Origin of the sequence: Neorhizobium sp. CSC1952, from assembly GCF_030378245.1 — a bacterium.
Lineage (GTDB): Bacteria > Pseudomonadota > Alphaproteobacteria > Rhizobiales > Rhizobiaceae > Neorhizobium > Neorhizobium oryzae_A.
Window position 1 is genome coordinate 679,966 of the sequence record NZ_CP128416.1, and the last position, 24,087, is coordinate 704,052.

The 24,087-nt window shown below is 64.2% G+C and carries 19 protein-coding genes and 1 pseudogene; 8 read left to right on the forward strand and 12 right to left on the reverse strand.

All coding sequences use genetic code 11. From position 1 onward, the window contains the following. Positions 1 to 71: 71 nt before the first annotated feature. Positions 72 to 341, reverse strand: a complete 270-nt coding sequence (locus QTA58_RS03675; RefSeq protein ID WP_289671759.1) for a hypothetical protein — start codon at positions 339 to 341, stop codon at positions 72 to 74. Between QTA58_RS03675 and QTA58_RS03680 the strand changes: the two genes are divergently transcribed. The 3 genes from QTA58_RS03680 (at position 331) to ribB (ending at position 5,741) form a co-directional block, all read left to right on the forward strand. Beyond that, complete coding sequence (locus QTA58_RS03680; protein ID WP_289671760.1) at positions 331 to 3,396, forward strand: EAL domain-containing protein; 3,066 nt, start codon at positions 331 to 333, stop codon at positions 3,394 to 3,396. The two genes, QTA58_RS03675 and QTA58_RS03680, sit on opposite strands and share 11 nt — an antisense overlap. A 135-nt stretch (positions 3,397 to 3,531) precedes the next feature. Then, a complete protein-coding gene (gene aroC / locus QTA58_RS03685) occupies positions 3,532 to 4,629 on the forward strand; it encodes a chorismate synthase (RefSeq protein ID WP_289671761.1) in 1,098 nt (365 codons plus the stop codon). A gap of 11 nt (positions 4,630 to 4,640) precedes the next feature. After that, positions 4,641 to 5,741: a 3,4-dihydroxy-2-butanone-4-phosphate synthase gene (ribB, locus tag QTA58_RS03690; RefSeq protein ID WP_085422549.1), complete on the forward strand. Its 1,101-nt coding sequence runs from the start codon at positions 4,641 to 4,643 to the stop codon at positions 5,739 to 5,741. A 2-nt stretch (positions 5,742 to 5,743) separates the two neighbouring features. Here ribB and QTA58_RS03695 read toward each other — a convergent pair whose 3' ends face one another. From QTA58_RS03695 to QTA58_RS03745, 11 genes and pseudogenes are all read right to left on the reverse strand, one after another. Continuing rightward, positions 5,744 to 6,745, reverse strand: a complete 1,002-nt coding sequence (locus tag QTA58_RS03695; RefSeq protein ID WP_289671762.1) for a Gfo/Idh/MocA family oxidoreductase — start codon at positions 6,743 to 6,745, stop codon at positions 5,744 to 5,746. A gap of 191 nt (positions 6,746 to 6,936) precedes the next feature. Further along, on the reverse strand, positions 6,937 to 8,112 hold the full coding sequence (uxuA, locus tag QTA58_RS03700; RefSeq protein WP_289671763.1) for a mannonate dehydratase: 1,176 nt from the start codon (positions 8,110 to 8,112) through the stop codon (positions 6,937 to 6,939). Positions 8,113 to 8,236: 124 nt separating this feature from the next. Continuing rightward, positions 8,237 to 8,836: pseudogene (locus tag QTA58_RS03705) on the reverse strand (ATP-binding cassette domain-containing protein); the annotation flags it as partial. Next, positions 8,833 to 9,981, reverse strand: a complete 1,149-nt coding sequence (locus tag QTA58_RS03710) for a hypothetical protein (RefSeq protein WP_289671764.1) — start codon at positions 9,979 to 9,981, stop codon at positions 8,833 to 8,835. The pseudogene QTA58_RS03705 and the gene QTA58_RS03710, both read right to left, overlap by 4 nt. Before the next feature lie 5 nt (positions 9,982 to 9,986). Beyond that, positions 9,987 to 10,883, reverse strand: a complete 897-nt coding sequence (locus tag QTA58_RS03715) for a carbohydrate ABC transporter permease (RefSeq protein ID WP_289671765.1) — start codon at positions 10,881 to 10,883, stop codon at positions 9,987 to 9,989. After that, complete coding sequence (locus QTA58_RS03720; RefSeq protein WP_289671766.1) at positions 10,880 to 11,767, reverse strand: sugar ABC transporter permease; 888 nt, start codon at positions 11,765 to 11,767, stop codon at positions 10,880 to 10,882. The genes QTA58_RS03715 and QTA58_RS03720 overlap by 4 nt, the downstream gene beginning before the upstream one ends. A gap of 121 nt (positions 11,768 to 11,888) precedes the next feature. Further along, complete coding sequence (locus QTA58_RS03725) at positions 11,889 to 13,190, reverse strand: extracellular solute-binding protein (protein ID WP_289671767.1); 1,302 nt, start codon at positions 13,188 to 13,190, stop codon at positions 11,889 to 11,891. Positions 13,191 to 13,295: 105 nt separating this feature from the next. Continuing rightward, complete coding sequence (locus tag QTA58_RS03730; protein WP_289671768.1) at positions 13,296 to 14,546, reverse strand: alkaline ceramidase; 1,251 nt, start codon at positions 14,544 to 14,546, stop codon at positions 13,296 to 13,298. After that, a complete protein-coding gene (locus QTA58_RS03735; RefSeq protein ID WP_289671770.1) occupies positions 14,543 to 15,685 on the reverse strand; it encodes an amidohydrolase family protein in 1,143 nt (380 codons plus the stop codon). The genes QTA58_RS03730 and QTA58_RS03735 overlap by 4 nt, the downstream gene beginning before the upstream one ends. Next, on the reverse strand, positions 15,685 to 16,476 hold the full coding sequence (locus QTA58_RS03740; protein ID WP_289671771.1) for an SIS domain-containing protein: 792 nt from the start codon (positions 16,474 to 16,476) through the stop codon (positions 15,685 to 15,687). The genes QTA58_RS03735 and QTA58_RS03740 overlap by 1 nt, the downstream gene beginning before the upstream one ends. After that, a complete protein-coding gene (locus QTA58_RS03745; protein ID WP_289671772.1) occupies positions 16,469 to 17,257 on the reverse strand; it encodes a 6-phosphogluconolactonase in 789 nt (262 codons plus the stop codon). Before QTA58_RS03745 ends, QTA58_RS03740 begins: the two co-directional genes overlap by 8 nt. A 198-nt stretch (positions 17,258 to 17,455) precedes the next feature. Here QTA58_RS03745 and QTA58_RS03750 point away from each other — a divergent pair, with 198 nt between their 5' ends. The 5 genes from QTA58_RS03750 to QTA58_RS03770 all read left to right on the forward strand — a co-directional run bounded on the left by QTA58_RS03750 (position 17,456) and on the right by QTA58_RS03770 (position 24,077). Then, positions 17,456 to 18,448 carry a LacI family DNA-binding transcriptional regulator gene (locus tag QTA58_RS03750; RefSeq protein WP_085422539.1) on the forward strand — a complete coding sequence of 331 codons (993 nt, stop codon included), beginning with the start codon at positions 17,456 to 17,458 and terminating at the stop codon, positions 18,446 to 18,448. A 61-nt stretch (positions 18,449 to 18,509) separates the two neighbouring features. Then, positions 18,510 to 18,806, forward strand: a complete 297-nt coding sequence (locus QTA58_RS03755) for a DUF3175 domain-containing protein (RefSeq protein WP_289671773.1) — start codon at positions 18,510 to 18,512, stop codon at positions 18,804 to 18,806. A gap of 43 nt (positions 18,807 to 18,849) precedes the next feature. Further along, on the forward strand, positions 18,850 to 19,350 hold the full coding sequence (locus QTA58_RS03760) for a cupin (protein WP_289673000.1): 501 nt from the start codon (positions 18,850 to 18,852) through the stop codon (positions 19,348 to 19,350). Between the two features lie 262 nt (positions 19,351 to 19,612). Further along, positions 19,613 to 20,590 carry a tripartite tricarboxylate transporter substrate binding protein gene (locus QTA58_RS03765; RefSeq protein WP_159457644.1) on the forward strand — a complete coding sequence of 326 codons (978 nt, stop codon included), beginning with the start codon at positions 19,613 to 19,615 and terminating at the stop codon, positions 20,588 to 20,590. Between the two features lie 232 nt (positions 20,591 to 20,822). Continuing rightward, positions 20,823 to 24,077: a maltotransferase domain-containing protein gene (locus tag QTA58_RS03770; protein WP_289671774.1), complete on the forward strand. Its 3,255-nt coding sequence runs from the start codon at positions 20,823 to 20,825 to the stop codon at positions 24,075 to 24,077. Positions 24,078 to 24,087: the final 10 nt, after the last annotated feature.

The following is a 24,087-nucleotide window of genomic DNA, read 5'->3' on the forward strand; positions in this document are numbered from 1 at the left end:
GGCGAAAATCGCCCGTGACCATGACATTTTGAGTATAAGTGAAGGCCAGATTATTAACGCTTTTCAACAGCCTAGCGCCACCCTCCGGTTGCAGCGGCCGATTTCGCCAAACCTTGCCAAGTATTTCCGCACAACAAATGGCTATCAAATTTACCGGCTGCAGTGCAATCGGAAATTAACCCCCGTCCAATAGGCTTTTTTCCGACGTCATAGAGGTTAACGAAAAGGTTTGCGCGATTGAAATTCTGGCTTCCGCCCGCTTCAAAATCTCTTCGCCTTTTCCGGAACCCCAAGGCGCCTACGGCAATCGCATCCGCCATCGCGCTGGCGGTGATCAGCATCGGCGTGCTCCTCGACCGGCACAACACCAATGACTATCGCCGCGAACTGCGGGTGACGACGGAAAGAACGGTGGGATTGCTGGCGCGGCGGCTCGTCTCACGCATCGAGGCCGATGCCGCGGTCGCCGACCGCCTTGTCCACACCCTGACGGAAGACGCAAGAAGATCGCCGGACGATTTCAAGCGTTTCGTCGACAAGGAATTCCGCTACGGACCACATTTTTCCGCCGTTGCGATCGCGCCGGACTTCGACCTCGCCCGGATCATAACACGCGAAGCTCCAGCAGCCGCGTCGGGGACGGACGCCGATATCGATCCCGCCCGCCTCGCAAGCGACCTGAAATCGGTCAGCGGCCGCAATCGGGCATCCCTGCTGAGCGGCTCCCAGGAAGGCCACCTGACGCTGGTCATGCCGGTGCCGAAGGAAGGCGACGGCGCAGCCCTCTGGGGTGCGATCGCCCTCCTCATCGATGAAACCGGGCTCATGGAAGCCTCCGGCGTCACTTTCTCGCCGAATACGGCAACGGCGCAGAGCCTCATCAATCTCGACTGGCTGAACGTGGTCCTGCGCGACGCCGACAAGCCGGAATATTTCGCCTTCTACGGCGACGATTCGATCGAGGACCAGTCTCCCCTGAAATGGACCGTGCCGGTCAGCGGCGCCAACTGGACCCTGCTCGCCGCCCCCCGGTCCGGCTGGGATGTGGTGCCGCCGAACCAGTTGCGTTTCCGCCTGTCGATCGCGCTTGCCGCGCTCGCCGTCATCATGCCGATCTTCGTCGCGACCTCGCTGATCAGCGAGCGCAACCGCAATATCGCGGCGCTGAAGGCGCGCGAACTCAATCTCATCGATCTGTCGCAGCGCTTCAACCTCGCTATGGAGGCTTCCAACATCGGCATCTGGGAGGTGACGGGCGACAGCGGCAATCTCTTCTGGGACAAGCGGGCCGCCGGGCTGCACGGCAAGGCCGCCGACAGCGAGGGCAACCGCCTCGACGACTGGCTGAACTCGATCCATCCGGAGGACAGGCCCGCGGCCGAGACGCATTTCTTCAATTGCACCTGCAGCAATACGGCTTGCAGCGAGGTCTATCGCGTTCGGCTTCCGGACGGAGCCGTGCGCTATCTGAGGTCGGCCGGCGCGAGCTACCGCAACGCCGACGGCAGCCATCGCACGACCGGCATCGTCTGGGACGTGACGGCGGACATGGTGATGACGCAGACGCTCCGGAATGCCAAGGAGAACGCAGACATCAAGAATGCCGAGCTAGAACTGGCTCTCGACGAGCTGTCGAACCGCGAACAGGAGCTGGAAGAGCTCTCGACCAAACTCGACCTGGCTCTCGCCTCCTCCAATTGCGGCATATGGGAATCCAACCCGGTCACCCATATCGAGATTTGGGACCGGCGCATGTGCCAGCTGCACGGCCTTCCGTTCACCGACGGCATCGTGCGGGCCGAACAGTGGATCGACCTCATCCATCCGGACGACCGGTCTCTCGCGAAGCAGACCTCCTATCACTTCAACGACAGCTTCCGGCCGGACCCGCTCGTCGCGCGCGTTCCGCAGCCGGACGGGTCGATCCGCTATATCCGTTCGATCGGCAAGCTGCATACGACCCGCGACGGAACCAAGAAGGTGGTGGGCATCGCCTTCGACATCACCCAGGACGCGATCCTCACCCAGCAGCTCCAGGCAGCCAAGAACGAGGCCGACGCCAAGAATGCCGAACTCGAGCTCGCCAAGAGCCGGATCGAACACAATGCGCTGCACGACCCGCTGACGCTGCTCGCCAACCGCCGCAAGCTCGACATGGAACTCGACCGGCTGTCGCGCTCCAGCCGTAACGAGCGGCAGAAGTTCTCGATCCTGCATCTCGATCTCGACCGCTTCAAGCAGATCAACGATACGCTCGGACACGCGGCGGGCGATGCCATGCTGGTGCATGCCTCGCGCATCCTGTCGCGCAACGTGCGCAGCACGGACATCGTCGCACGCATCGGGGGCGACGAATTCGTCATCCTCGCGGCCGGCAATGCCAGCGCCGAACAGATGGCGCAGCTTGCCCAAAGGATCATCGCGGAATTCCACCACCCGATCGATTTCGAGGGCTTTTCGTGCCGTTGCGGCGTCTCGATCGGGATCGCCCAGGCGAGCGGCCTGAACGTGGACGCCCGCCGCATGCTGGTCAATGCCGACATCGCGCTCTACCGGGCGAAAGGCATGGGCCGCAACCGGTACGAATTCTTCACGCAGAACCTGCAGGCCGAGATCGTCAGCCAGAAGCGAACCGCCGACGAGGTCCTCGCCGGCATCGACAACAGCGAATTCACGACCTGGTACCAGCCGCAATTCTGCGCCCGCACCAGCGAGTTCACCGGCGTCGAGGCGCTGATCCGGTGGAACCATCCGCATCACGGGGTGCTTGCCCCCGACCGGTTCCTGAAGATCGCCGAGGACCTGAACGTCTCGGCCGCGCTCGACCAGATCGTGCTCGAAACCGTGATGAAGGACAAGCTGCGCTGGGCCGCGCTCGGCATGAGAATTCCCAAGGTCTCCGTCAACGTCTCCTCGAAGCGGCTGCATGACGAGACGCTGATCGATACGCTGAAGACCCTGCAGATCGCGCCCGGCGAAATCTCGTTCGAGCTGGTGGAATCGATCTTCCTCGACGAGAGCGAGGCCGCCGCGGCCGGAAACCTCGAACGCATCAAGGAGCTCGGCATCGATATCGAGATCGACGATTTCGGCACCGGCCATACGTCGATCGTCAGCCTTCTGAAGCTGAAGCCGAAGCGGCTGAAGATCGATCGCCAGCTCGTCATGCCGATCGTCAACTCGCCGCAGGAGCGCGCGCTCGTCCGCTCGATCATCGACATCGCCCGCTCACTCGGCGTCGAGACCGTGGCCGAAGGCGTCGAAACGATGCAGCACGCCAGCCTGCTGCGCGAACTCGGCTGCGACCTCCTGCAGGGCTACGCCTTCTCCCGGCCGCTCTCCTTCAAGGATTTCACCGAGGCCGCACGCGTCGGCTGGCGGAAGGCGGCGGCATAAGGGCCGTCCAGCCTTTCGCCCGCGGGCGTACCCGTTTGCGCAAGAAAAGCTTGTCGCCCGGCGACCTTTTCCATATGACAACCGCGTCAGGAGCTGGCAGGAGGCCGGCTTCGCCACAGCCGGTTTTTTACTGCCATGTCGCATAATACGTTCGGTCACCTGTTCCGCGTCACCACCTGGGGCGAAAGCCATGGTCCGGCGCTCGGCTGCGTGGTCGACGGCTGCCCGCCCGGCATCCGCTTCACCCATGCGGAAATCCAGGCCTGGATGGACAAGCGCAAGCCCGGCCAGTCGCGTTTCGTGACGCAGCGCCGCGAAGACGACGTCGTAAAGGTTCTCTCCGGCGTGATGATGGACGAGGACGGCGAGACGATGATCTCGACCGGGACGCCGATCTCCATGCTGATCGAGAATACCGACCAGCGCTCCAAGGATTACGGCGAGATCGCCCGCCGCTACCGCCCCGGCCATGCGGACTATACCTATGACGTGAAATACGGCATCCGCGACTATCGCGGCGGCGGCCGTTCGTCCGCCCGCGAGACGGCGGCGCGCGTGGCGGCAGGTGCGCTCGCCCGTAAGGTCGTGCCTGGTCTCAACGTCCGCGCCGCGCTGATCCAGATCGGCAAGCACAGGATCAACCGGGACAACTGGGACTGGGAACAGGTCGGCCAGAACCCGTTCTTCTCGCCGGATGCGGCGATCGTGCCGGTCTGGGAAGAGTATCTGGATTCGATTCGCAAGGCCGGCTCCTCGATCGGCGCGGTGGTGGAAGTGGTGGCCGAAGGCGTGCCGGCCGGGCTCGGAGCGCCGATCTACGGCAAGCTCGACCAGGATATCGCCGGGCTCCTGATGTCGATCAACGCCGTGAAGGGCGTCGAGATCGGCGACGGCTTTGCCGCGGCGGAACTTTCCGGCGAGGAGAATGCCGACGAAATGCGCATGGGCAACGAGGGCAAGCCGATCTTCCTCTCCAATCACGCGGGCGGCATCCTCGGCGGCATCTCGACCGGGGAAGCCGTGGTCGCCCGTTTCGCGATCAAGCCGACCTCCTCCATCCTCTCCGAACGACACTCGATCGATGCCGACGGCAACAATGTCGAGGTGCGCACCAAGGGACGCCACGACCCCTGCGTCGGCATCCGCGCCGTGCCGATCGGCGAGGCGATGGTTGCCTGCGCGGTTGCCGATCACTATCTGCGCCACCGGGCACAAACCGGGCGAACTCTCTAGGAACCTGATCCATGGGCTATGACCAGAAGCGTGTCGTCGATGCTATCCGCGCCTTCGAAGCCGGCGAAATCGTCGTCGTCACCGATGACGACGATCGCGAGAACGAAGGCGACCTGATCGTCGCCGCCGTGCATTGCACGCCCGACAAGATGGCCTTCATCGTCCGGCACACGTCCGGCATCGTCTGCGCGCCCATGCCGCGCGAGGAAGCGAAGCGGCTGAACCTCAACGCCATGGTGGCCGAGAACGACAGCGCCCACACCACCGCCTTCACGGTGACGGTCGATTTCAAGCACGGCACCACGACCGGCATTTCCGCCGAAGACCGGACGCTGACCGTCCGCAACCTCGCCAACCCTAATGTCGGCCCGAGCGACTTCGTCCGCCCGGGGCACATCTTCCCGCTGATCGCCCGCGAAGGCGGCGTGCTGATGCGTTCGGGCCATACGGAAGCGGCAGTCGATCTCTGCCGGCTCGCCAATCTCCCGCCAGTCGGCGTGATCTGCGAGCTCGTCAACGACGACGGCAGCGTGATGCGCGGCCAGCAGGTCGCCGATTTCGCGGTGAAGAACGGGCTGAAGCAGGTTTCCGTCGCCGATCTCATCGCCTATCGCCAGCGCAAGGAAACCCTGATCGAGCTGCAGTCGAGCTTCGACGTGGAGACGCCGCACGGCAAGGCGAAGGCGCATGCCTATTCGCTGCCCTGGGACCCGATGCAGCATGTGGCGGTGATCTTCGGCGACATCCGCGACGGCGTCGACATCCCCGTCCGCCTGCATCTCGAAAACGTCACCCGCGACGTCTTCGGCGCCTACCGGCCCCTCGACCGCTACATGGCGAAGATCGAGGAGGAAGGCCGCGGCGTCATTATCTACCTGCGCGAAGGCTCGGTCGGCGTCGGCCAGAAGGACCACGGACGCAAGCTGCGCCAGGATCAGGAAGCGCATGCCGAAGCCCAGGCGCGCGAAAGCGAATGGCTGGAAATCGGTCTCGGCGCCCAGATATTGAAGGATCTCGGCGTCACCTCGATCAAGCTGCTCACCCGCAGCGAGCGTCACTATGTCGGCCTCGAAGGGTTCGGCATCAAGATTTCCGAGACGGTGATCTGCTAGCCTTATCTGCCGCCTGCCAGGATCGCCTCGATGAAACGGTGCGCGTTCAGCGCATCGTCGCCGGTGACGCGGAGCGGCGTGCCGTCCCGGACAGCATCCGCGAAATTTTCGATGAGCGCGCGGTGCATCTCGTGGCCGAAGGCCATGGGATTGGCACCTGACCCGCTGCCTGACCTCTCTCCGCCTTCCGTAACGCTCGTGCCGTCCATGAAGGCGGCGTCGAGCCTGTCGCCCGTGAAAACCGCCGTGCCTTTGGTGCCGATCAGCTCGATGCGCTCCGGCAGGCCGGGATAGGCGCAGGTCGTGGCGTTCAGCGTGCCGATCGCACCGTTCTCGAAGCAGAAGGCGGCGGTGACGAGGTCTTCGGTCTCCATCGTGTGGATCGGGCTGGTGCGGACGAAGGAAGAGACATCCTTCGGCGTACCCGCATAGCTCAGGAGCAGGTCGATGGTATGGATGCCCTGGGTCAGGAGCACGCCGCCGCCGTCGCGCGCCCGCGTGCCCCGCCCTTCGACATCGTAATAGCTCTGGGGACGCCAGTTGCGGATCGCGGCGGAGGCTTCCACCAGTTGCCCGAGGCGGCCGGATTTCACGATCTCGTCGAGCTTCAGGGCGGCCGCACGGAACCGGTTCTGCAGCACCATGCCGAGCAGCACGCCCGCTTCCTTCGCCGCGCGGACGATCGCCTCGGAGCGCTCGAAGGAGATATCCAGCGGCTTTTCGAGCAGGATATGCTTCTTCGCCGCAGCGGCCCGCCGGACGAGCTCCAGATGGCTGCTCGGCGGGGTGAGGATCAGAACCGCCCCGATCGCCTCGTCCGCGAAGATGGCGTCGAGATCGCCGCTGACCGGAATGGGATATTGTGCGGCAAAGGCATCGCGCCGGGCCGCCGTCTGGCTATAGGCCGCCACGCATTCGATCCGGTCCGACAGGTCCAGAAGGGCGCGGGCATGATGCCCCGACGCCATGCCGAGCCCGATCATCGCCACTTTCAATTTCGCCATTCGATCCTCTCCAATCCGCTTACAAAAATATCGTTTGTCTCGCGGCCCCCTCATCCGCCTGCCGGCACCTTCTCCCCGTTGGGGAGAAGGGGATATGCCGCGACGTCGCCGTTTCTCCTTCTCCCCAACGGGGAGAAGGTGGCCCGAAGGGTCGGATGAGGGGGCTTATCCTTACCCCTCCCCGCATTTCCTCACCCAAGCACTTCCAGCGTGCGCATGATGCCGCGCAGTTCCGCCAGGCCTTTCAGGCGGCCGATGCAGGAATAGCCGGGATTGACCTTCTTGCCTATGTCGTCGACGATCGCGTGGCCGTGGTCGGGCCGCATGGGGATCCGCCAGTCCGCCCGGCCCTCGGCCTTGCGGCGCTTCTCTTCCGCCATCAGCGCCATCACGACCCGCACCATGTCGGTGTCGCCCTCCAGATGCTCCGCCTCGTGGAAGGAGCCGTCGCCTTCCTTGGTGACGTTGCGCAGATGCGCGAAATGGATGTCGGGCGCGAATTCCTTCGCCATGGCGACGAGATCGTTTTCAGGGTTGGCGCCATAGGAACCGGTGCAGAGCGTGATGCCGTTCGACGGCGACTTCACCGCGGCGAGCAGCGCGCGGGCATCCGACGCCTTGCAGACGACGCGCGGCAGGCCGAAGAGCGGGAACGGCGGATCGTCCGGATGGATCGCCATCCTCACGCCCGCCTCTTCCGCGACGGGGATGATCTCATGCAAGAAGGCGAAGAGGTTTTCGCGAAAACCATCCTCGGAAAGTTCCCTGTAGATATCCAGCATGCGGTTGAGGCTTTGGCGGTCGTAGACGAATTCGCGCGCCGGCACCCATTCGATGAGGTTGCGTTCCAGCCGGGCGAGATCGCCCTCGTTCGCCGCCTTCAGCCACGCGGCCGCCTTCTCGATCCGGCCGGCCGGATGGTCCGCCTCCGCACCGGGACGCTTCAGGATGAAGACGTCATAGGCGCAGAACTCGACGATATCGAAGCGCAGTGCCGTGCCGCCGTGCGGCATGCGGTATTCGAGATCGGTGCGGGTCCAGTCGGTGATCGCCATGAAATTGTAGCAGACCGTCCTGATGCCGGCCCTGGCGACCGCGCGGATCGAAGCCTTGTAGTTCTCGATCAGCTCGCGATAACGGCCGGTGCGGGTCTTGATGTCTTCGTGGACGATGATGCTTTCCACCACCGACCAGGTGAGCCCCGCCTCCTCGATGATCGCCTTGCGTTTCGATATCTCGTCGTCCGGCCAGGCGCGGCCGTCGTTCAGATGGTGAAGCGCGCTGACGATGCCGGTGGCGCCCGCCTGCTTCACATGGGAAAGCGTTACCGTGTCGTCCGGTCCGAACCAGCGCCAGGTCTGTTCCATTGTCGTCTTACCTTGTTAGAGCCGCACGCCGGTGGCTGCGTCGAAGAGATGGCCGTTGGCAGGTACGAGCGTGAGGTTCAATACGTCGCCCGTCTTGATGAAAAGACGCTCGCGAAGCTGAGCGGCCGATGAAGCTCGCGACGAAGGTGTTGGCCGGCTTGTCGTAAAGCTCCAGCGGCGCGCCGACCTGCTCGACGATGCCGTCCCGCATCAGCACGATGCGGTCGGCCATGGTCATGGCCTCGATCTGGTCGTGGGTGAGATGAGGTCGTCGTCGAGCCGCTTGTGGGATGTCCTTGAGCTCGGCGCGCATCTGCACGCGCAGCGCGTCGAGGTTGGAGAGCGGCTCGTCCAGCAGGAAGACGGCCGGATTGCGCACCATGGCACGACCGAGCGCCACGCGCTGGCGCTGGCCGCCCGAAAGCGCCTTGGGTTTGCGGTTCAGAAGATGCGTGATGTCGAGGATCTTGGCCGCGTCCTGCACCTGGCTGTCGATGAAGTCGCGCCCCGCCTTGCGCAGCTGCAGACCGAAGGCCATGTTCTTGTAAACGGTCATATGCGGATAAAGCGCATAGTTTTGGAAAACCATCGCGATATCGCGGTCCTTGGAGGGAACGTCGTTCACCAGGTCTCCGCCGATCCGCAGTTCACCGCCGGAGATTTCCTCCAGTCCGGCGATCATCCTCAGCGTCGTCGACTTGCCGCAGCCCGAAGGACCGACTAACCGGGATCGAGGTCGGGCGTGGCGGGCACAAAATCGACCGGACCGTCCTTCGTCATGGTCTGGTAGGCGATCGGCGGCGTTCCGCGCCAATAGCGCTCGAAGAAGGCCGCATGCGCCGCCTTCCAGACCTTCAGGCTCTCGGCGCTGCCGGTGCGCCCATGGCAGAGGGCTGCGGAGCGGATCGTCTCCGGCAGCGACCACCAGGGGCAATAGGGGCTCTGCGGCTTGCCGGACGCGATCGAAACGGTGAGCGTGATGCCGGGCCCGACGAAGCCCGTTTTGAAGGACGAGACCAGAATACGTTCCAGCGTCTCGATCAGCGCCGGATCGACGCTGTCGTCGAGATAGTCCAGCGCGAAGCCGACGAACTCGATGCCGTGGCCGACATTGCAGGCATCCTCGCCCGGTACGTTGCGGAGCAGGCCGGTTCCGGCATCGAAATGCCGGTCGACGACATGGGCGATGAAGCGGTCGGCAAAGGCGAGATGCGCGGTATGCCCGAGGCGTTTCAGCGGGCCTGCGGCGCCCAGAAGAATCATGCGCGGCCCGAAATCATCAGGCTGGAGGGCGAGGCTTTCGAGCGACAGCGGCCGGCGCTCGTCCATCTGGAAGCGGCCGTTCTCGATCGACGCGACGACCTCTCCCAGATAGGCGAGATGATCGGTCACGCCCGGCAGGCCGTAGCGGCTCGCCGCTGCCACGAGACCCTTGGCCACGAAGGCATCCGAGTAGGTGTAGATCAGCGCCGGCTTTTCCTGCTTGTGCACGACGTTGGCCGCATCCGCGTAAACCGGCAGCATGTCGCGGTCGTAGCAGAAATAGACATGGCCATCCGATTTCTGCAGACCGGCGAGCAGGTCGTAAAGGCGGCGGCCGGCAGCATCGAGCTTTTCGGCCAGCGGAGGCAATTCCCGCTCAAAGAATTCCGCATGGGTGACGAGGGATTCGAGCCCCCGCCCCTGAATCCAGCCATAGGTGTAACCCGGCCCGCGCACGCCGTCCCCAGTGCCGTAATCCGTGAGCGTCATGCTGTTCTGCTTGGTGTTCAGAAAGCCGCCGCCGAGCGTTGGCCGCTGCAGCATCCAGTAGAGCGTGCCGGCATTGGCCGCGGCATAGGTGGTGCGCGTCTCTTCGAAAAACTCCATCGCCGTCACTCCTTGAGGCCGGTGCTGGCGACGCCCTGCACGAAATTGCGGCGCAGGATGACGAAGAGCAGGATGGACGGGATGAGCACTGTGGCGGAGGCGGCGCTGAGGCGTCCGAGATCGACCGTGAAGCCTGTCTGGAAAAGCGCCAGCCCAACCTCGATCGTGTAGCTCGTCCGCGTGGTCGCGACGATCATCGGCCAGGCGAAGGCGGTCCAGGCCTGGAAGAAAGCCAGCACTGCGAGAGCGCCGAGCGCTCCGCGCAGGAGCGGCAGGACGATATGCAGGAAGATCCAGAACTCGCCGGCGCCGTCGATGCGCGCCGCCTCCAGAAGCTCGTCGGGGATCGAATGGATGACGTTCTGGCGGATCAGGAAGATGCCGAAGCTCATTACCAGATAACCGAGCAGCAGGCCCCAGACGGAATTCAGGATGCCGAGGCTTTTTGCCTGGAAATAGAGCGGGATCATGTAGACCTCGAACGGCACGATCGCGGTCGCTAGGAAGAGCGCGAAAAGCACGTTCATGGTGCCGAAGCGGAATTTGCCGAAAACGTAACCGGCAATCGCCGAGGTCGCGACGATCGCGATCGTCGAGAGGACGGCGAAGGCGAGGCTGTTGCCGATCCAGCGGATGAGCGGCGTCTCGCCGAGCACCGCCGAGAAATTGGCGATCGTCGGGTCGCGCGGGATGATGGTCGGCGGCCAGGCGAGCATTTCCGCCGGTGTCTTGAAGGCGTTCGCCACCAGGAAGACGAGCGGCAGCAGCATCAGCAGGGAGACGATGACGAGGAAGACATCGATCGCAAGATTGGTGAGACGCTTCCTGCGGCGCAGGCGGCGGCCTTCGGCGAGTTCGTCCGCGGTCGGTTCGATGTGGATGGTCGCGATTTCGGCGGTCATGCCCTGCCCCTTTCCCGCAGCATCGAGAACTGGATGAGCGTCAGCACAAGCACGATAACCAGCAGCACCACCGCTTCGGAGGCGGCGTAACCGACGCGATAATTGCGGAAGCTGTTTTCCAGCATGTCGAGGACCAGCACGCGCACCTGTCTGCCCGGCGCGCCCTGCGCATCCGACGCCAGTACGAAGGCCTGGGCGTAGACGTTGAAGCCGGAGACCAGCGTCACCACCGAGACGTAAAGCGTGATCGGCTTCAGCATCGGGATCGACAGGTGCCAGAAACTCTGCGGGCCGGAAGCGCCGTCGAGCTTGGCCGCCTCGTAAAGCGAGACCGGCAGGTTCTTGAAACCGACGATGTAGATCAGCACCGCATAACCCAGCGCCTGCCAGGAGCAGAGGACGATGATGCAGATGACCGACAGGACCGGGTCGAACAGCCAGTTCTGCATCGGAATGCCGAAGAAATCCAAAAGCGCGTTGAGCGGTCCGAGACGGGCGTCGAAAATCCACTTCCAGGCCATGGCGGCCGGTACCAGCGACACGACATGCGGGATGAAAACGGCGGTCTCGTAGAAGCCTGCCATTTTCGACCGCGTCCGATGGAAGATCAGCGCGGCGATGACGAGCGCCATCGGAATGGTCAGGAAGAGCACGCCGAAGGCGATGATCGTGGTGTTGACGAGCGCATCGAGGAACAGGTGATCGCCCGTCAGCTCGCGGAAGTTCGCAAGCCCGATGAACGGCTTGTTCCTCGACAGGATATCCCATTTGAAAAGGCTGAGCCTCAGCGTGTCGGCGATCGGATAAAGCCGCACATAGGCGAAGATCGCCAGCGTCGGCAGGATCGCGAGGATCGCAAAGATAAATCTTTTGCGCTTCAGCATTACGTCATGGCCTGTAGATAATCGGGTTCGGCCGCAAAGCGGGTCGGACCCTGATCCTCGGGAAAGCGCCCGGGGCGAATGATGCCTCGGGCGGATGCGATTGGCGAGGGTTGCCGGCGGATTATTTCGCCAGCAGTCCTTCGCGATCGAGGATGGTGTTCACTTCGTCGCTCGCCTTCTTCAGGAAGGCGTCGATCTTGGCATCGTCGGTCGCCATCGAGGCGTCACCGAAGGCGACCACGAGCTGGGCCGCGACGCGGGTCAGGATTTCCTCGATCGGGCCGATCGAGGGCAGCGTGAAGAACTCGTAGCCCTGCGGATAGTTGACGAAGGCCGCAAAGGCCGGCTGCTTGGCCGTGACGCTCGAATAGTCGACGCCCGAGCGGTTCGGCAGCCAGCCGACATTCTCCAGCAGCCAGACGAGGTTTTCCGGCGAGCTGGCCGCCTTGGCGAATTCCCAGCCGATATCCGCATCGTCGCCCGCGACATAGAGATTGGTCGGCAGCGCGATCGAGCCCTTCGGCAGCGGCGCGGTCGCATATTTCAGGTCCGGCGCCTTCTTGGCGATGTCGCCGATCACCCAGGACTCGCGGATGAACATGGCGGTCTGGCCGCGCTCGAAAGCGTCCGCATCGGCCGGCATTTCCGGCGTGACGGTCTTCAGCGTGTAGATGTTTTCGAGATACTGTTTCAGCGCCTTGCGGCCGGCCTCGTTGGCGAAATCGGTCTTCCACTTGCCGTCGCCGGCCGGCACCAGGATCGCGCCGCCGTACTGGTGCATGTTGATCCAGAACTTTTCGGCAATGCCCTGGCCACCGCCGGAAAGGCGCAGGCTCCAGCCGGAAACCGTCGCCTTGCCGGAAGCGTCGCGCTTGGTCAGTTTCTCGGCATATTTGGAATAGTCTTCCATGGTCTTCGGCGGCTCGGTGAGGCCGGCGGCCTTGAACATGTCGGTATTGTAATAGAGAGCGCCCTGGCCGCGGAAGAGCGGCACGCCGTAGACGGTGCCGTCGTAACTTGCCGTGTCGCTGAAGAACTTGTCGAAGTTCTTCGGGTCCTTGACGAAAGTCGCGACATCGTCCGGCGCTTCCGGCAGGAGGCCGTTTTCGAGATAGCGGGTGGCGGTCGAGCCGGAAAGCTCGATGACGGTGATGCCTTCCTGGCCGCCGGTGAGGCCGAGCGCCACGCGCTTCTCGTGCTCGCGCAGCGCAATCGCCTCGACCTTCACGTCGAGGTCCGGATGGCTGGCCTTGAGGCCTTGGGCGACATGTTCGTAGAACGGCGCCATTTCCGGATAACCGCTCCAGACCGTCAGCGTCTCCGCCGACGCCGAAGAGAGGCCGGAAAGCAGAGCGGCGCCGAATGCCGTGCCCATAAGCAGAGCGCGGGTGGAAATCCTAGTCTTCACTGATGCGTTTTTCATGTCCCTGTTCCCTCTTGTTGTTGACAAAAAGCTCTCATGCAACCGGTTGCGTGTCAAGCATCGGATGGGTCTTGGTCGCGTGCGGATCATGCGGCTTGCTCCTCCTCAGCTGCCGTTCGCCAATTCGATGGCGCAAGCGGCAAGCGCTTCGGCCGAGCCCGGCGCGAAGGTTGCGGCCAGCCCGTAATAGCGGTGCGCCTCGTCCACCTCGTAGCCGCCATGGCGGAACTCGCCGGCCGGCGGGATATAGCCCGGATTGTCGTCCGCAAAGCCGATGACGAAGGCGGGTCTGCCGGGGCCGAGCGCGGCGCGGATCGACAGGGCCGTTTCGGCAAAGATCTCGCCCGGCAGCGCCACGATGGGCACGCCGCCCCAATCGAGCACAGTCACCCGCGCGGCAAGCGGCCCGGTTTCGACGGGGGCGATATCGCGCGCCCAGTTGGCCCAGTAACCGAGCAGATTCTTGCGTGCGGGTTCGGCGGTCAGGGCTTCCTCCCGCCAGCGTCTTTCGAGGATTTCCGGAAGATCCGTCTCGCGGCGCCGGAAGCCGAGGACGACAGTTCCGTTTCGCGCGGTGACGGTATCGGAAACGGATTGCTCCGAGGCTGCAAGGGCCGCTTCCGCAACCTTGCGGCCGATCCGCGCGGCGGCCTCATAAGTCCGGTCCGGATTGGCGGACAGCGTGATCGAAGCATGCGCCGAATGGCCGGTATTGGCGTCGCCGACGCAGCCGGTCATGAAGAGGGCGACTGCGCCGGGACAGGCTTCCTCCAGCGTCTGCCGCACGAAGTGCGGATAGTCCGCCGTCCACAGCAGGTTGTCGGCGCCGAGCACCACCGGATGGCAGGCATAGGCCGTGAGGACGGCGATCATGGCGCCATCTTCGCCGCGAATGCGCAGCAGCGGCAGGGAAGCGTCCACCGGTCCGCCGGGATGGCGCCGGTTGCGCGCTATCCCCGGGTCGCTCCCCTGCCCCGCCGTAATCCTTGCCGGCCGGCGGGCCGCTGCGGCCTTGTCGATCACCGCCACGCAGGCATCCTCCAGCCGCTCCAGATAGGCCGGATCGGCCGCGAGGCTCAGCCTCCCCGCCATGGAAACCGGCCCGCCGTGATTGTGGAGCGCCGCCACGACCACGTTTCCGGCCGGCAGCGTGCAGCGCTCGCGGATGCGGGCGCTCATGCCGGCTTCGATGCCGATGACATCGGCCACGACGACGGCGGTATCTCCGACCGCCACCGCCCGCGCCGTCAGCGCGTCATGGGCACCTTTTGCGAGCAGGCTGCGGGCCGCGAAGCCGGACATCGAGAGCCCCGGCGTGGGCGTGATATCGACAATGGCCGCCCCTGCCTCGATCATGCGCGGAATGCCTTCTCGCCATGGACCCAGGCTTCGCGGACCTTCAGCTCGCGGTCGCCTTCGGACCAGTCGAAACGGATGACATCCGCCCGCGCGCCGACCTCCAGCCGCCCTCGCCCGCCGACGAAGCGGCCGGGATTCTCAGTTGCAAGGAGCAGGGCATCGGCCAGGACCAAGCCGGCCATCCCCGCGGCGATCGCCACATTGGCGGATAGCGGCAGGCTGGCGCCGGCGAGATAGGGCGTGCCGGCGACGCCGATGCGCCCTTCCGGCGAGACCTCGACCTGGCCGCCGACCGGCTGGTCGTAAAGGCCGGGCGGCATGCCGGCAAGCGCCACCATGTCGGAAACGAGGATCGACCGCTCCATGCCCTTGGCGCGCAACATGGCCTTGAACGTATCCGGCGGCAGGTGCCAGCCGTCGGCGATGAAGCTCGCCGTCAGACGGTCGTCGGCAAGCTGGGCCCAGAGGAAATTCGGATGGCGGGGCAGCATGGCCGCAGCCCCGTTGCCGAGATGGGTGGAGAGCACGGCTCCCGCCTCCGCCGCCGCGTGAATCTGCTCGGGTGTCGCGGCCGTATGGCCGAGCGCCACGGAGACGCCGCGCGCGGCCAGAGCCCGGATGTAATCGATGCTGCCCTCATGTTCCGGCGCGATGGTCACCATCGAAACGAGATCGCCGGAAGCCCTCTGCCAGCGATCGAACTCCTCGATCGAAGGCGGCCGGACATGCTGCAGCGGATGGGCGCCGCGCGGGCCGTCGCTGTCGGAGATCGACGGGCCTTCGACATGCACGCCCGGCACCATTTCGGCGATCAGCCGATGGCCGGCGCGAATCCCGGCGATCGCCTCCAGCGCCTGGAGGATCGATTCTTCCGACGCGGTGATGATGGTCGGCAGCCAGGTGGTCACGCCGGTGCTCAGGAGTTCCTCGCAGAGCGAAAGGACGACATTCGCCGTCACCTCGCCATTGTTCAGGTCGAAGCCCCGGAAACCGTTGACCTGCAGGTCGATCAGGCCCGGCGACAGATAGTGAGAGCTTGTGTTTTCGGCCGCTCGGACAGCGGCAATCTTCCCATCGGCGATGTCGATCGCAATACCTTTGCCGGTGCGGGGATCGATACCGTCGACGGTCGTCATCAGAGCGCCCTCACCCGGCCCTGGAAACCGGCGATGAAGCGGCTGTTCGCCTCGTCGCCGCCCGGTGCGTTGCCGCTGCGCCAGACGGGCGGCTCGATGCCGCGCTCCACGAGCTTGGCGACGGTCCGGATGACGAGGCAGTTCAGCGTGAAGGCATTGGCGAAGGTGGAGATCGCCGCGATATTCTCCCCCATGCCCGGCACGGTTACCACCGCATCGCCGATCGGCACCTTGGTATCGATGGCGATATCGACGATATCGTGCAGGTTCTGCTTCGTCGGATGGCGCGCGGGATGATCCGGCGAGGTGTTCGAGGCGTGCTCGCGCGAACTGATGCCGATCAGGAAGGCGCCACGGCGGCGCGCCTCCAGCGCCGCATCGATCAGCGCCGCGTTGATGCCGTAGGCATTCACCAGGATCAGCAGGTCGGTTTCGCCGAGCCGCTGGTTGGCGATCACCACCTTGCCGTAACCGGGCGTGCGTTCGATCGCCATGGAGCGCAGCGCGCCGTTGGAGAGCAGCGTGCCCTCGTCCAGGATGGCGCTGATGTGCATCAGCCCGCCGGCGCGGAAGAAGACTTCCTGCGAAGCCAGGTTCGAGTGGCCGCCCGGCCCATAGATATGCACGAGCCGGTCGGCGGCGATCTGGTCGGCGAGTTTTTCGGCCGCCTGATCGAGCGGAGCCCTTTCCTCCTCCAGCACCCGGCGCATCAGGGCGTGGGTGGAGGCGAAGTAACCTTCGCAGAGCGCATCCGCATCGATGACAGGCCCAGGGGCTTCAAGTTCAGGCATCGGGGTCGGAGTCCTTGTCGATATAGAGGGTGCAGGCGGCATGCGTGCGCAGGATGCTTGCAGGGCATTCCGTGGTGAGCGGGCCGTGGAGCGTTTTCGAAACCGCGTCCCGTTTGACGCGGCCCGGCACGACGCAGAACATCCGCCCGGCGCGGACGAGACGCGGCACCGTCAGCGTGACCGCCTCGCGGGGCACGGAGGCAAGATCGGGGAAACATTCGTCGTCCACCTGCTGCTGCCGGCAGATGTCGTCGAGTTCGACGATCTTGACGTCCAGCGGATCGGAAAAATCCGCAACCGGCGGATCGTTGAAGGCGATATGGCCGTTGACGCCGATGCCGAGGCAGACGAAATCGATCGGCGCCTCGTTGAGGAGGTCGGAGTAACGCCGGATCTCCGCCGCCGCATCCGGCTCCGGCGTGATGCGGTGGACGGCGGCAAAAGGCAGCCTGCCGAAGACGTGTTGATCCAGCCAGTTGCCGAACCGGGCAGGCGAGGAAGGCGAAAGGCCGATATATTCGTCCATATGGAAAGCGGTGACGCGGTTCCAGTCGATGCCCGGCACCGCGCAAAGCGCTGCAAGCATGTCCGCCTGGCTGGGCGCTGCCGCAAACACCATCCGCACATTGGCTTGTTTACCGAGAAGCCCCGCAAGCGCGGCCGCGATATCCGCAGCGGCGGCGGCTCCCATCTCTGCCCGTGCTGCAAAGCTTTCGACGACAAGCCGGTCAAAGGTCCGCCGAGTTTCCGGTGAAGGGCGAAGGGCGGTTGCGAGGTTCAACGCGGTCTCCATGTCGTCGCACAGGGAACCGGCCGGCACGTTACCGCGCCTGTCGCAGATCCCCCTTTTTTTGTTGGCGAAAGAGTTTCATGCAACCGGTTGCATGTCAAGTGGATGAATGGCAGTCTCTAGCCTCGAATTGATGGAGCCGTGGAATTCGTGGTAGTCGAAGCTGAAAAGGGCGAGTTTCCAGAATCCATGATCAAGCGGACCAAGGGCGTCACCATCAGCCAGGTCGCGGAAGCGGCCGGAGTGGCGCGTTCCAGCGTTTCGCGCGCCTTCACCCGGCCGGACATGCTGAGCCCGGAAACGGTGGAGCGGATCATGAAAGCCGCCGAGGCACTGGGCTACGTGCCGAACCACACGGCGCGCGCGCTCAGCACCGGCCGGCACGGAAATGTCGGGCTGATCGTGCCTGATATCGCCAACCCGTTCTTCCCGCCGATGATCCAGGCGGCCCAGCTCGAGGCCGACCGCTCGGATTTCTGCATCTTCCTCGGCAATACGGAAGAAAACCCCAAGCAGGAGGACAAGCTGGTCGGCCGGTTCGCGGGCCAGGTGGAAGGTCTCGTGCTGGCCTCCTCCCGGCTTTCCGACGAACGCATCCGCGCCCATGCCGGCAAGCTGCCGCTCGTGTTGATCAACCGCGATCTCGACGGCATCCCGCGCGTGCTGATCGACAGCGGCTCGGGCGTGCGGGAAGCGGTCGAGCATCTCGTTAAGCTCGGCCACCGCAAGATCGCCTATGTCAGTGGCCCTTCGACCTCCTGGTCCAACAAGCAGCGGCGTTCCGCCATGCGGGCGGCCGCCTCCGGCCTTGGGGTCGCGGTCGAAACCGTGCCTGCGGTGCTGCCGAGCTACAATTCCGGGCGCAACGCGGTGGGCGCCATCCTCGCCACGGGCGCCACGGCGGCGGTTGCCTTCGACGACCTGACGGCGCAGGGCGTGCTGGCGGGGCTCGCGGAAAAGCGCGTCTCCGTGCCTTCCGATTTCAGCCTGATCGGCTGCGACGACGTGCTCGGCGCCGTCACCTATCCCGCCCTCACCTCCGTTTCCAACCGCTCCATGGAAGCGGGCCGCGTCGCCGTCTCGCTGCTGCTCGACATGCTGCAATCGCGCGCCATCCGCGACGTGCGCTACGTGCTGGAGACCCATCTGGTGGTGCGCAATACGACGGCTGCCGCGAATTAGGCGTGGAACCTTAGTTTCCCGGGCAGGTTTGGATGGCGTTCACCGTTTCGCGGGAGTTTCCATGCCCAAGAACAAGAAGAAGAAAAAATGGTCGCAGGACGTGACCGAGAACAGCGACGCCATGGATCTGAAGGAAGGCGTGTTCAGGTCGAAAAGCCCCAAGAAGATCGCCGACTCGCTGAAGCGTTCGGCGGAGGAGAGTCCTCGCCGCAAATCGGGGCCGTTCCAGTCGGCCATGTCGATGCTGACCTTCTACATTAACCGTGCCGGCGAGCAGCTTTCGAAATCCCGGCGCGCGACCCTGGAAAAGGCCAAGGACCAGTTGCGCAAGGATTTCGGCCGTGAACCGAAGCACTAAGATCGTTCCGCCCACTCTGGCTCCGACCATGCCCTCCACCGCGATGAGCATCGAAACCCTCACCTTCGAACCCAGCGGCTGGGTGCCCAACAACCGGAACCTGCCGGTCCTCATCTATCACGAAGCGTTTCCGGCGGAAGGCGAGATGGCGCCCAGGTTCGAGGAGCGGTTCCGGGAAAACGGCTGGCTGGGGATGTGGCGGAACGGCGTCTTCGACTATCAGCACTATCACACCGGCGCGCACGAGGTGCTCGGCATCGCCGGCGGCCGGGCGCGGCTGCTGATCGGCGGGCCGGATGGCGCGGAACTCGACGTACATGCCGGCGACTGTTTGATCCTGCCGGCCGGCACCGGCCACAAGCGGATCGAAGCCAGCCGGGATTTCCTGGTGGTCGGCGCCTACCCGCCGGGACAGGAGGCCGACATTCAGACCGGTCCGGCAAGCGAAGCGCAGCTTCGGAAGATCGCAGGCCTTGCCATTCCCGCCACAGATCCGCTCGAAGGCGAGGCCGGCCCGCTGAGGCGGCATTGGACCCGTCGCTGAGCATTACCTACACTACAGTTGGAACACCGCATTCCATTGTCGGAAACCGGGGAACAGGCATTTAACGTTCCCGGCATAAGCGCACCCGCTTCCTCCATTAGATTTAAGCCGGATCGGGCTTCCCGCATGGAGAGTGTTTGACGCTCCTCAAAACATATGGCTACCTTACATTTCAGCGCGAACGGGGAGGAGACCGTTTTTCGCGCATCATCATCCGGCATCGCCCGCGATGAGCCGGACTGAACTCCAGGAGGAGAGTGCAGTGAAACGATTTCTCGCAGGCGCGCTGGCGCTGATGTTTACCGCGGTCGTGGCGCCGGGCGGTGCCGGTGCTGACGACGACTATCCGAGCAGGCAGATCACGCTGATTGCCGGTTTCCCGGCCGGCAGCGGCGCGGATGTCTATGCCCGCTTCTTTGCCAAGAAGCTCGAGGAAAAGCTCAACCAGACCGTCATCGTCGAGAACAAGCCGGGCGGGCTCGGGAGCCTTTCGGTCGTGGCGCTGAAGAACGCAAAACCGGACGGCTATACGATGCTGATCGGTTCCGCCGACCAGTTCACCGCGGCTCCGCACGTCTTCAAGGCGCCGCCCTACGATCCGCTTACGGATTTCGACTATATCGCGCCGGTCTTCAGCCAGGCGTTCATGATGCTGGTGAGCGCCAAATCGCCGTACAAGCATATTTCCGAGCTGACCGCGGCGATGAAGGAAAAGGGCGACAAGGCTTCCTATGCCACGCCGAACTTCCCGGCGACCATCCTCGCCGAGATGTACAAGGCCAATGCCGGCGGCCTGGAGACGCTGCAGGTGCGCTACAAGACCAGCGCGGATTCGCTCAACGATTTCGCCAGCGGCTCGATCGACTACATGGTCGGCGACCCGGTCTTCGGACTGGCCCGCTCGCGCGATGGAACGCTGCGTATCCTCGCCGTCAGCACGGCAAAACGCATTTCATCGGTTCCGGACATCCCGACCTTCCAGGAAGAAGGCGTGCCGAATGTCGACGTGCGCATCTGGTGGGTTCTCGCGGCGCCGAAGGGCACGCCGAAGCCGATCCTCGAGAAGATGCACAAGGTGATGACCGAGGTCACCACCAGCGACGAAGCCCGCAAGTTCGTAGGCACCAACGGCGGCGAGCCGATGACGCTCGACAGCCCCCAGGCCACCCTCGACTATGCGACGATGGACGTGAAGCGCTGGGAAGACTGGGCGAAGATCGGCAAGATCGAAAAGCAGTAAACGCCGCAAAGGTAGTTCAAAGAGGGCCGGAGTTCCGCTCCGGCTTTTTCCTTGCGCGTTTTCAAAACAACCGCGCCTTACGGATGCCTTCCGTAGCAACCCGGAATTGCCGCCCTTCCCGGCGCAAGCGACTGCCTCTTTCCGGTGCCTTCCGCCCACTTCGCGTCATTTTGCCGGAACAAGCTCGCCAGCCTTGCCGTTAGAGCCAGAACTCTACGGCAAGGCAAAACCGATGAACACGCGCCCCCAATTCGCCACGCGGATCTCGCTCTCGCAACTGCCACCGCAGATTTACTACGTCCATCCCCTGATGCTGAAAGGGCTCGATGCCTGGCGCGAGGTTTTCGCCCATGCCAAGGATCTCGGCTTCGACACCGTGCTGACCGCCCCGCTGTTCGAACGGGGCCGCAATGCCAGCGTTTTCGTGACCAGAAGCTTCGAGCGCCTGGACCCGGAACTGGATCTGGGCTCCTCCGTCGAGGATGGGCTCAGGGCACTGATCGAAGCGGCACGACAAAACGATATCCGGCTGATGCTCGATCTCGTGGTCGACCGCGTCGCGGTCGATGCCGAACATGCTCCGCCTGTCGTCGCCGACCCGCGCATCGCACCGCAAGAGAGCTGCAGCCGAAAAATCGATTTCCTGAGCGAGGTCCGTCATATCGAGGACTGGCGCAAGCGCCTGGCGTGGCTCGCAGGGCTCGGCATCGCGGGTTTCCGCTGCCTCGGCATCGGCCGCATTGCGCCCGAGGCCTGGTACGATCTCATCCTTTCCACACGAAGGTCGGCACCGGACACCACCTTTCTCGCCTGGACGCCGGGCAGCGCTTTCGAAGATCGCAGAGCGCTGCAGGGCACCGGGTTCGACGGCAGCTTTTCGTCCTTCGCCTGGTGGAACCTGGAGGAGCGCTGGATCATGGACGAATACCAGATCCAGCGCGAACTCGGCTACCAGGTCACCTTTCCCGAGGCGCCGTTCGGCACACGGATGGCGCACGGCACCGACAGTTGCGAGGTGCTGCAGCGCAAGGCGGTGCGGGCGCTGAAGCTTGCCTCGACCTTCGCGAGCGGATTGATGATTCCGATGGGGTTCGAATACGGCGCCGCAGTGCCGCTCGACCCGTTGCACGGCGACGGCCTGAGCCTGCGCGGCCTGCGGGAGCAAGGCTCGTTCGACCTCTCTGGCGATATCCGCGCGGTCAATGCCGGCACCAACAAGACGAGGGCCGGTTTCGCCCGGCAGCCGCTCAGGCTCATCTCCACCAGCCAGACGCCGGCCGTCGCGCTGCTGCAGACCGACAGGGAGGACATCCGCGCCTCGGAGAAAATCCGGGTCGTGGTGCTCAATCGCGACCTGCGGCGTGCGGTGAACGCACCCTTCAACGCGCTGCGCGAGGCCGCCTCCCCTTTTCTGCCGCTGACGGCGGCAGACGACGAAAGCCAGATCCTTGCCGCCGAACTCAAGCTGAAGCCCGGCGAGCTGCGCGTCTTCGAGGGCTGGTCTTCCGTGCCGGTCACCGATGCCGTTCCGGTGCCCGCCGCCAAGGAGGCCGCCGCCTCGCCTCGGCTTGCGATCGAAAAGATCACACCCTCGGTCGATGACGGCCGTTTCGTGGTCAAGCGCGTCGTCGGCGAGACCGTGAAGGTCGAAGCCGATATTTTCGGCGACGGCCATGACCCGCTTTCGGCGGCGCTGCTCTGGCGCGCGGCGGACGAAACGAACTGGCAGGAAGTCCGCATGCAGCTCATCGAAAACGATCGCTGGCAGGCGGAATTCACGCCGAGACGCCTGGGACGCCACGAATTCGCGGTCGAAGGCTGGCGCAACCCCTTCGCGATCTTCCGCTACGAATTCACCAAGAAGCACGAGGCGCGGCTCGATCTCCGCCTGGAAATCCAGGAAGGCATCAATCTCGTGCTCGATGCGCTCGACAACTCCTCCGGCTCCATCAAGACCCGGCTGAAGACCCTTTTCGACAAGCTGACCGAGGTGCAGGACACGCAGCGCATCGAAATCCTGCTGGCCGCGGAGACCGCCGACCTGATGGCGGAGGCCGATCGGCGGCCGTACAGGGTACGCTCGCAGGCCATTCCGCTCGATGCGGAGCGCACGGCGGCGGCCTTCGCCAGCTGGTACCAGATATTCCCGCGCTCCCAGAGCGGCGATCCCGACCGGCACGGGACCTTCGACGACGTCATCCGGCGCCTGCCGGCGATCCGCGCCATGGGCTTCGACGTCCTCTACTTTCCGCCGGTCCACCCGATCGGCAAGACGAACCGCAAGGGCAGGAACAACAGCCTCCAGGCGGCACCGGGGGATCCCGGCAGCCCCTATGCGATCGGCTCGGAAGACGGCGGCCACGACGCCATCCATCCCGAGCTCGGCACGTTCGAGGATTTCCGCCGGCTCATCGAAGCGGCCAGGGAGGAAGGTCTGGAAATCGCGCTCGATCTCGCCATCCAGTGCTCGCCCGACCATCCCTGGCTGAAGGAACATCCCGGCTGGTTCGACTGGCGGCCGGACGGCACGATCCGCTATGCGGAAAACCCGCCGAAGAAATACGAGGACATCGTCAACGTCGATTTCTACGCCAGCAATGCGGTGCCGTCGCTCTGGATCGAGCTGCGCGACATCGTACAGAAATGGGTCGACAACGGCGTCAAACTCTTCCGGGTCGACAATCCGCACACCAAGCCCTTCCCCTTCTGGGAATGGCTGATCGCCGACATCCGCTCGCGCCATCCCGAGGTCGTGTTCCTCTCGGAGGCCTTCACCAAGCCGAAGGTGATGTATCGGCTCGCGAAAATCGGCTTCTCGCAGTCCTACACCTATTTCACCTGGCGCAATACGAAATGGGAGCTCGAGCAGTATATGCGCGAGATCACCACGCAGGAGCCGAAGGAGTTCTTCCGACCGCATTTCTTCGTCAACACGCACGACATCAACCCGGACTTCCTGCAGAACGCGCCGCGGCCGGCCTTTCTCATCCGCGCGGCACTTGCCGCGACGCTCTCCGGCCTCTGGGGCGTCTACAACGGCTTCGAGCTCTGCGAGGGCCGGCCGGATGCCAAGCGGAAGGAATATGCGGACTCGGAGAAATACGAGATCCGCGCCTGGGATTACGACCGGCCGGGCAACATCAAGGGCGAGATCGCCATGCTGAACCGCATCCGCCGGGAAAACCCGGCGCTGCATTCGCATCTCGGCCTCCAGCTTCTCACCGCCTGGAACGACAACATCATGTTCTACGAGAAGGCGAGCGCGGGCCGGGAGAACGCCCTGCTGATCGCGGTCAACCTCGATCCCTACAATGCCCACGAGGCGGATGTCGAAATTCCGCTCTGGTCATGGAACCTCCCCGACCATGCAGCACTTGACCTCGAAGACCTGATCACCGGCCACAGGTTCAGCCTTGCCGGCAAGATGCAGAGGATAAGGCTCGATCCCCATGCGGGCCTGCCCTTTGCGATCTGGCGCGTGAGATAGGGAGGAAAAC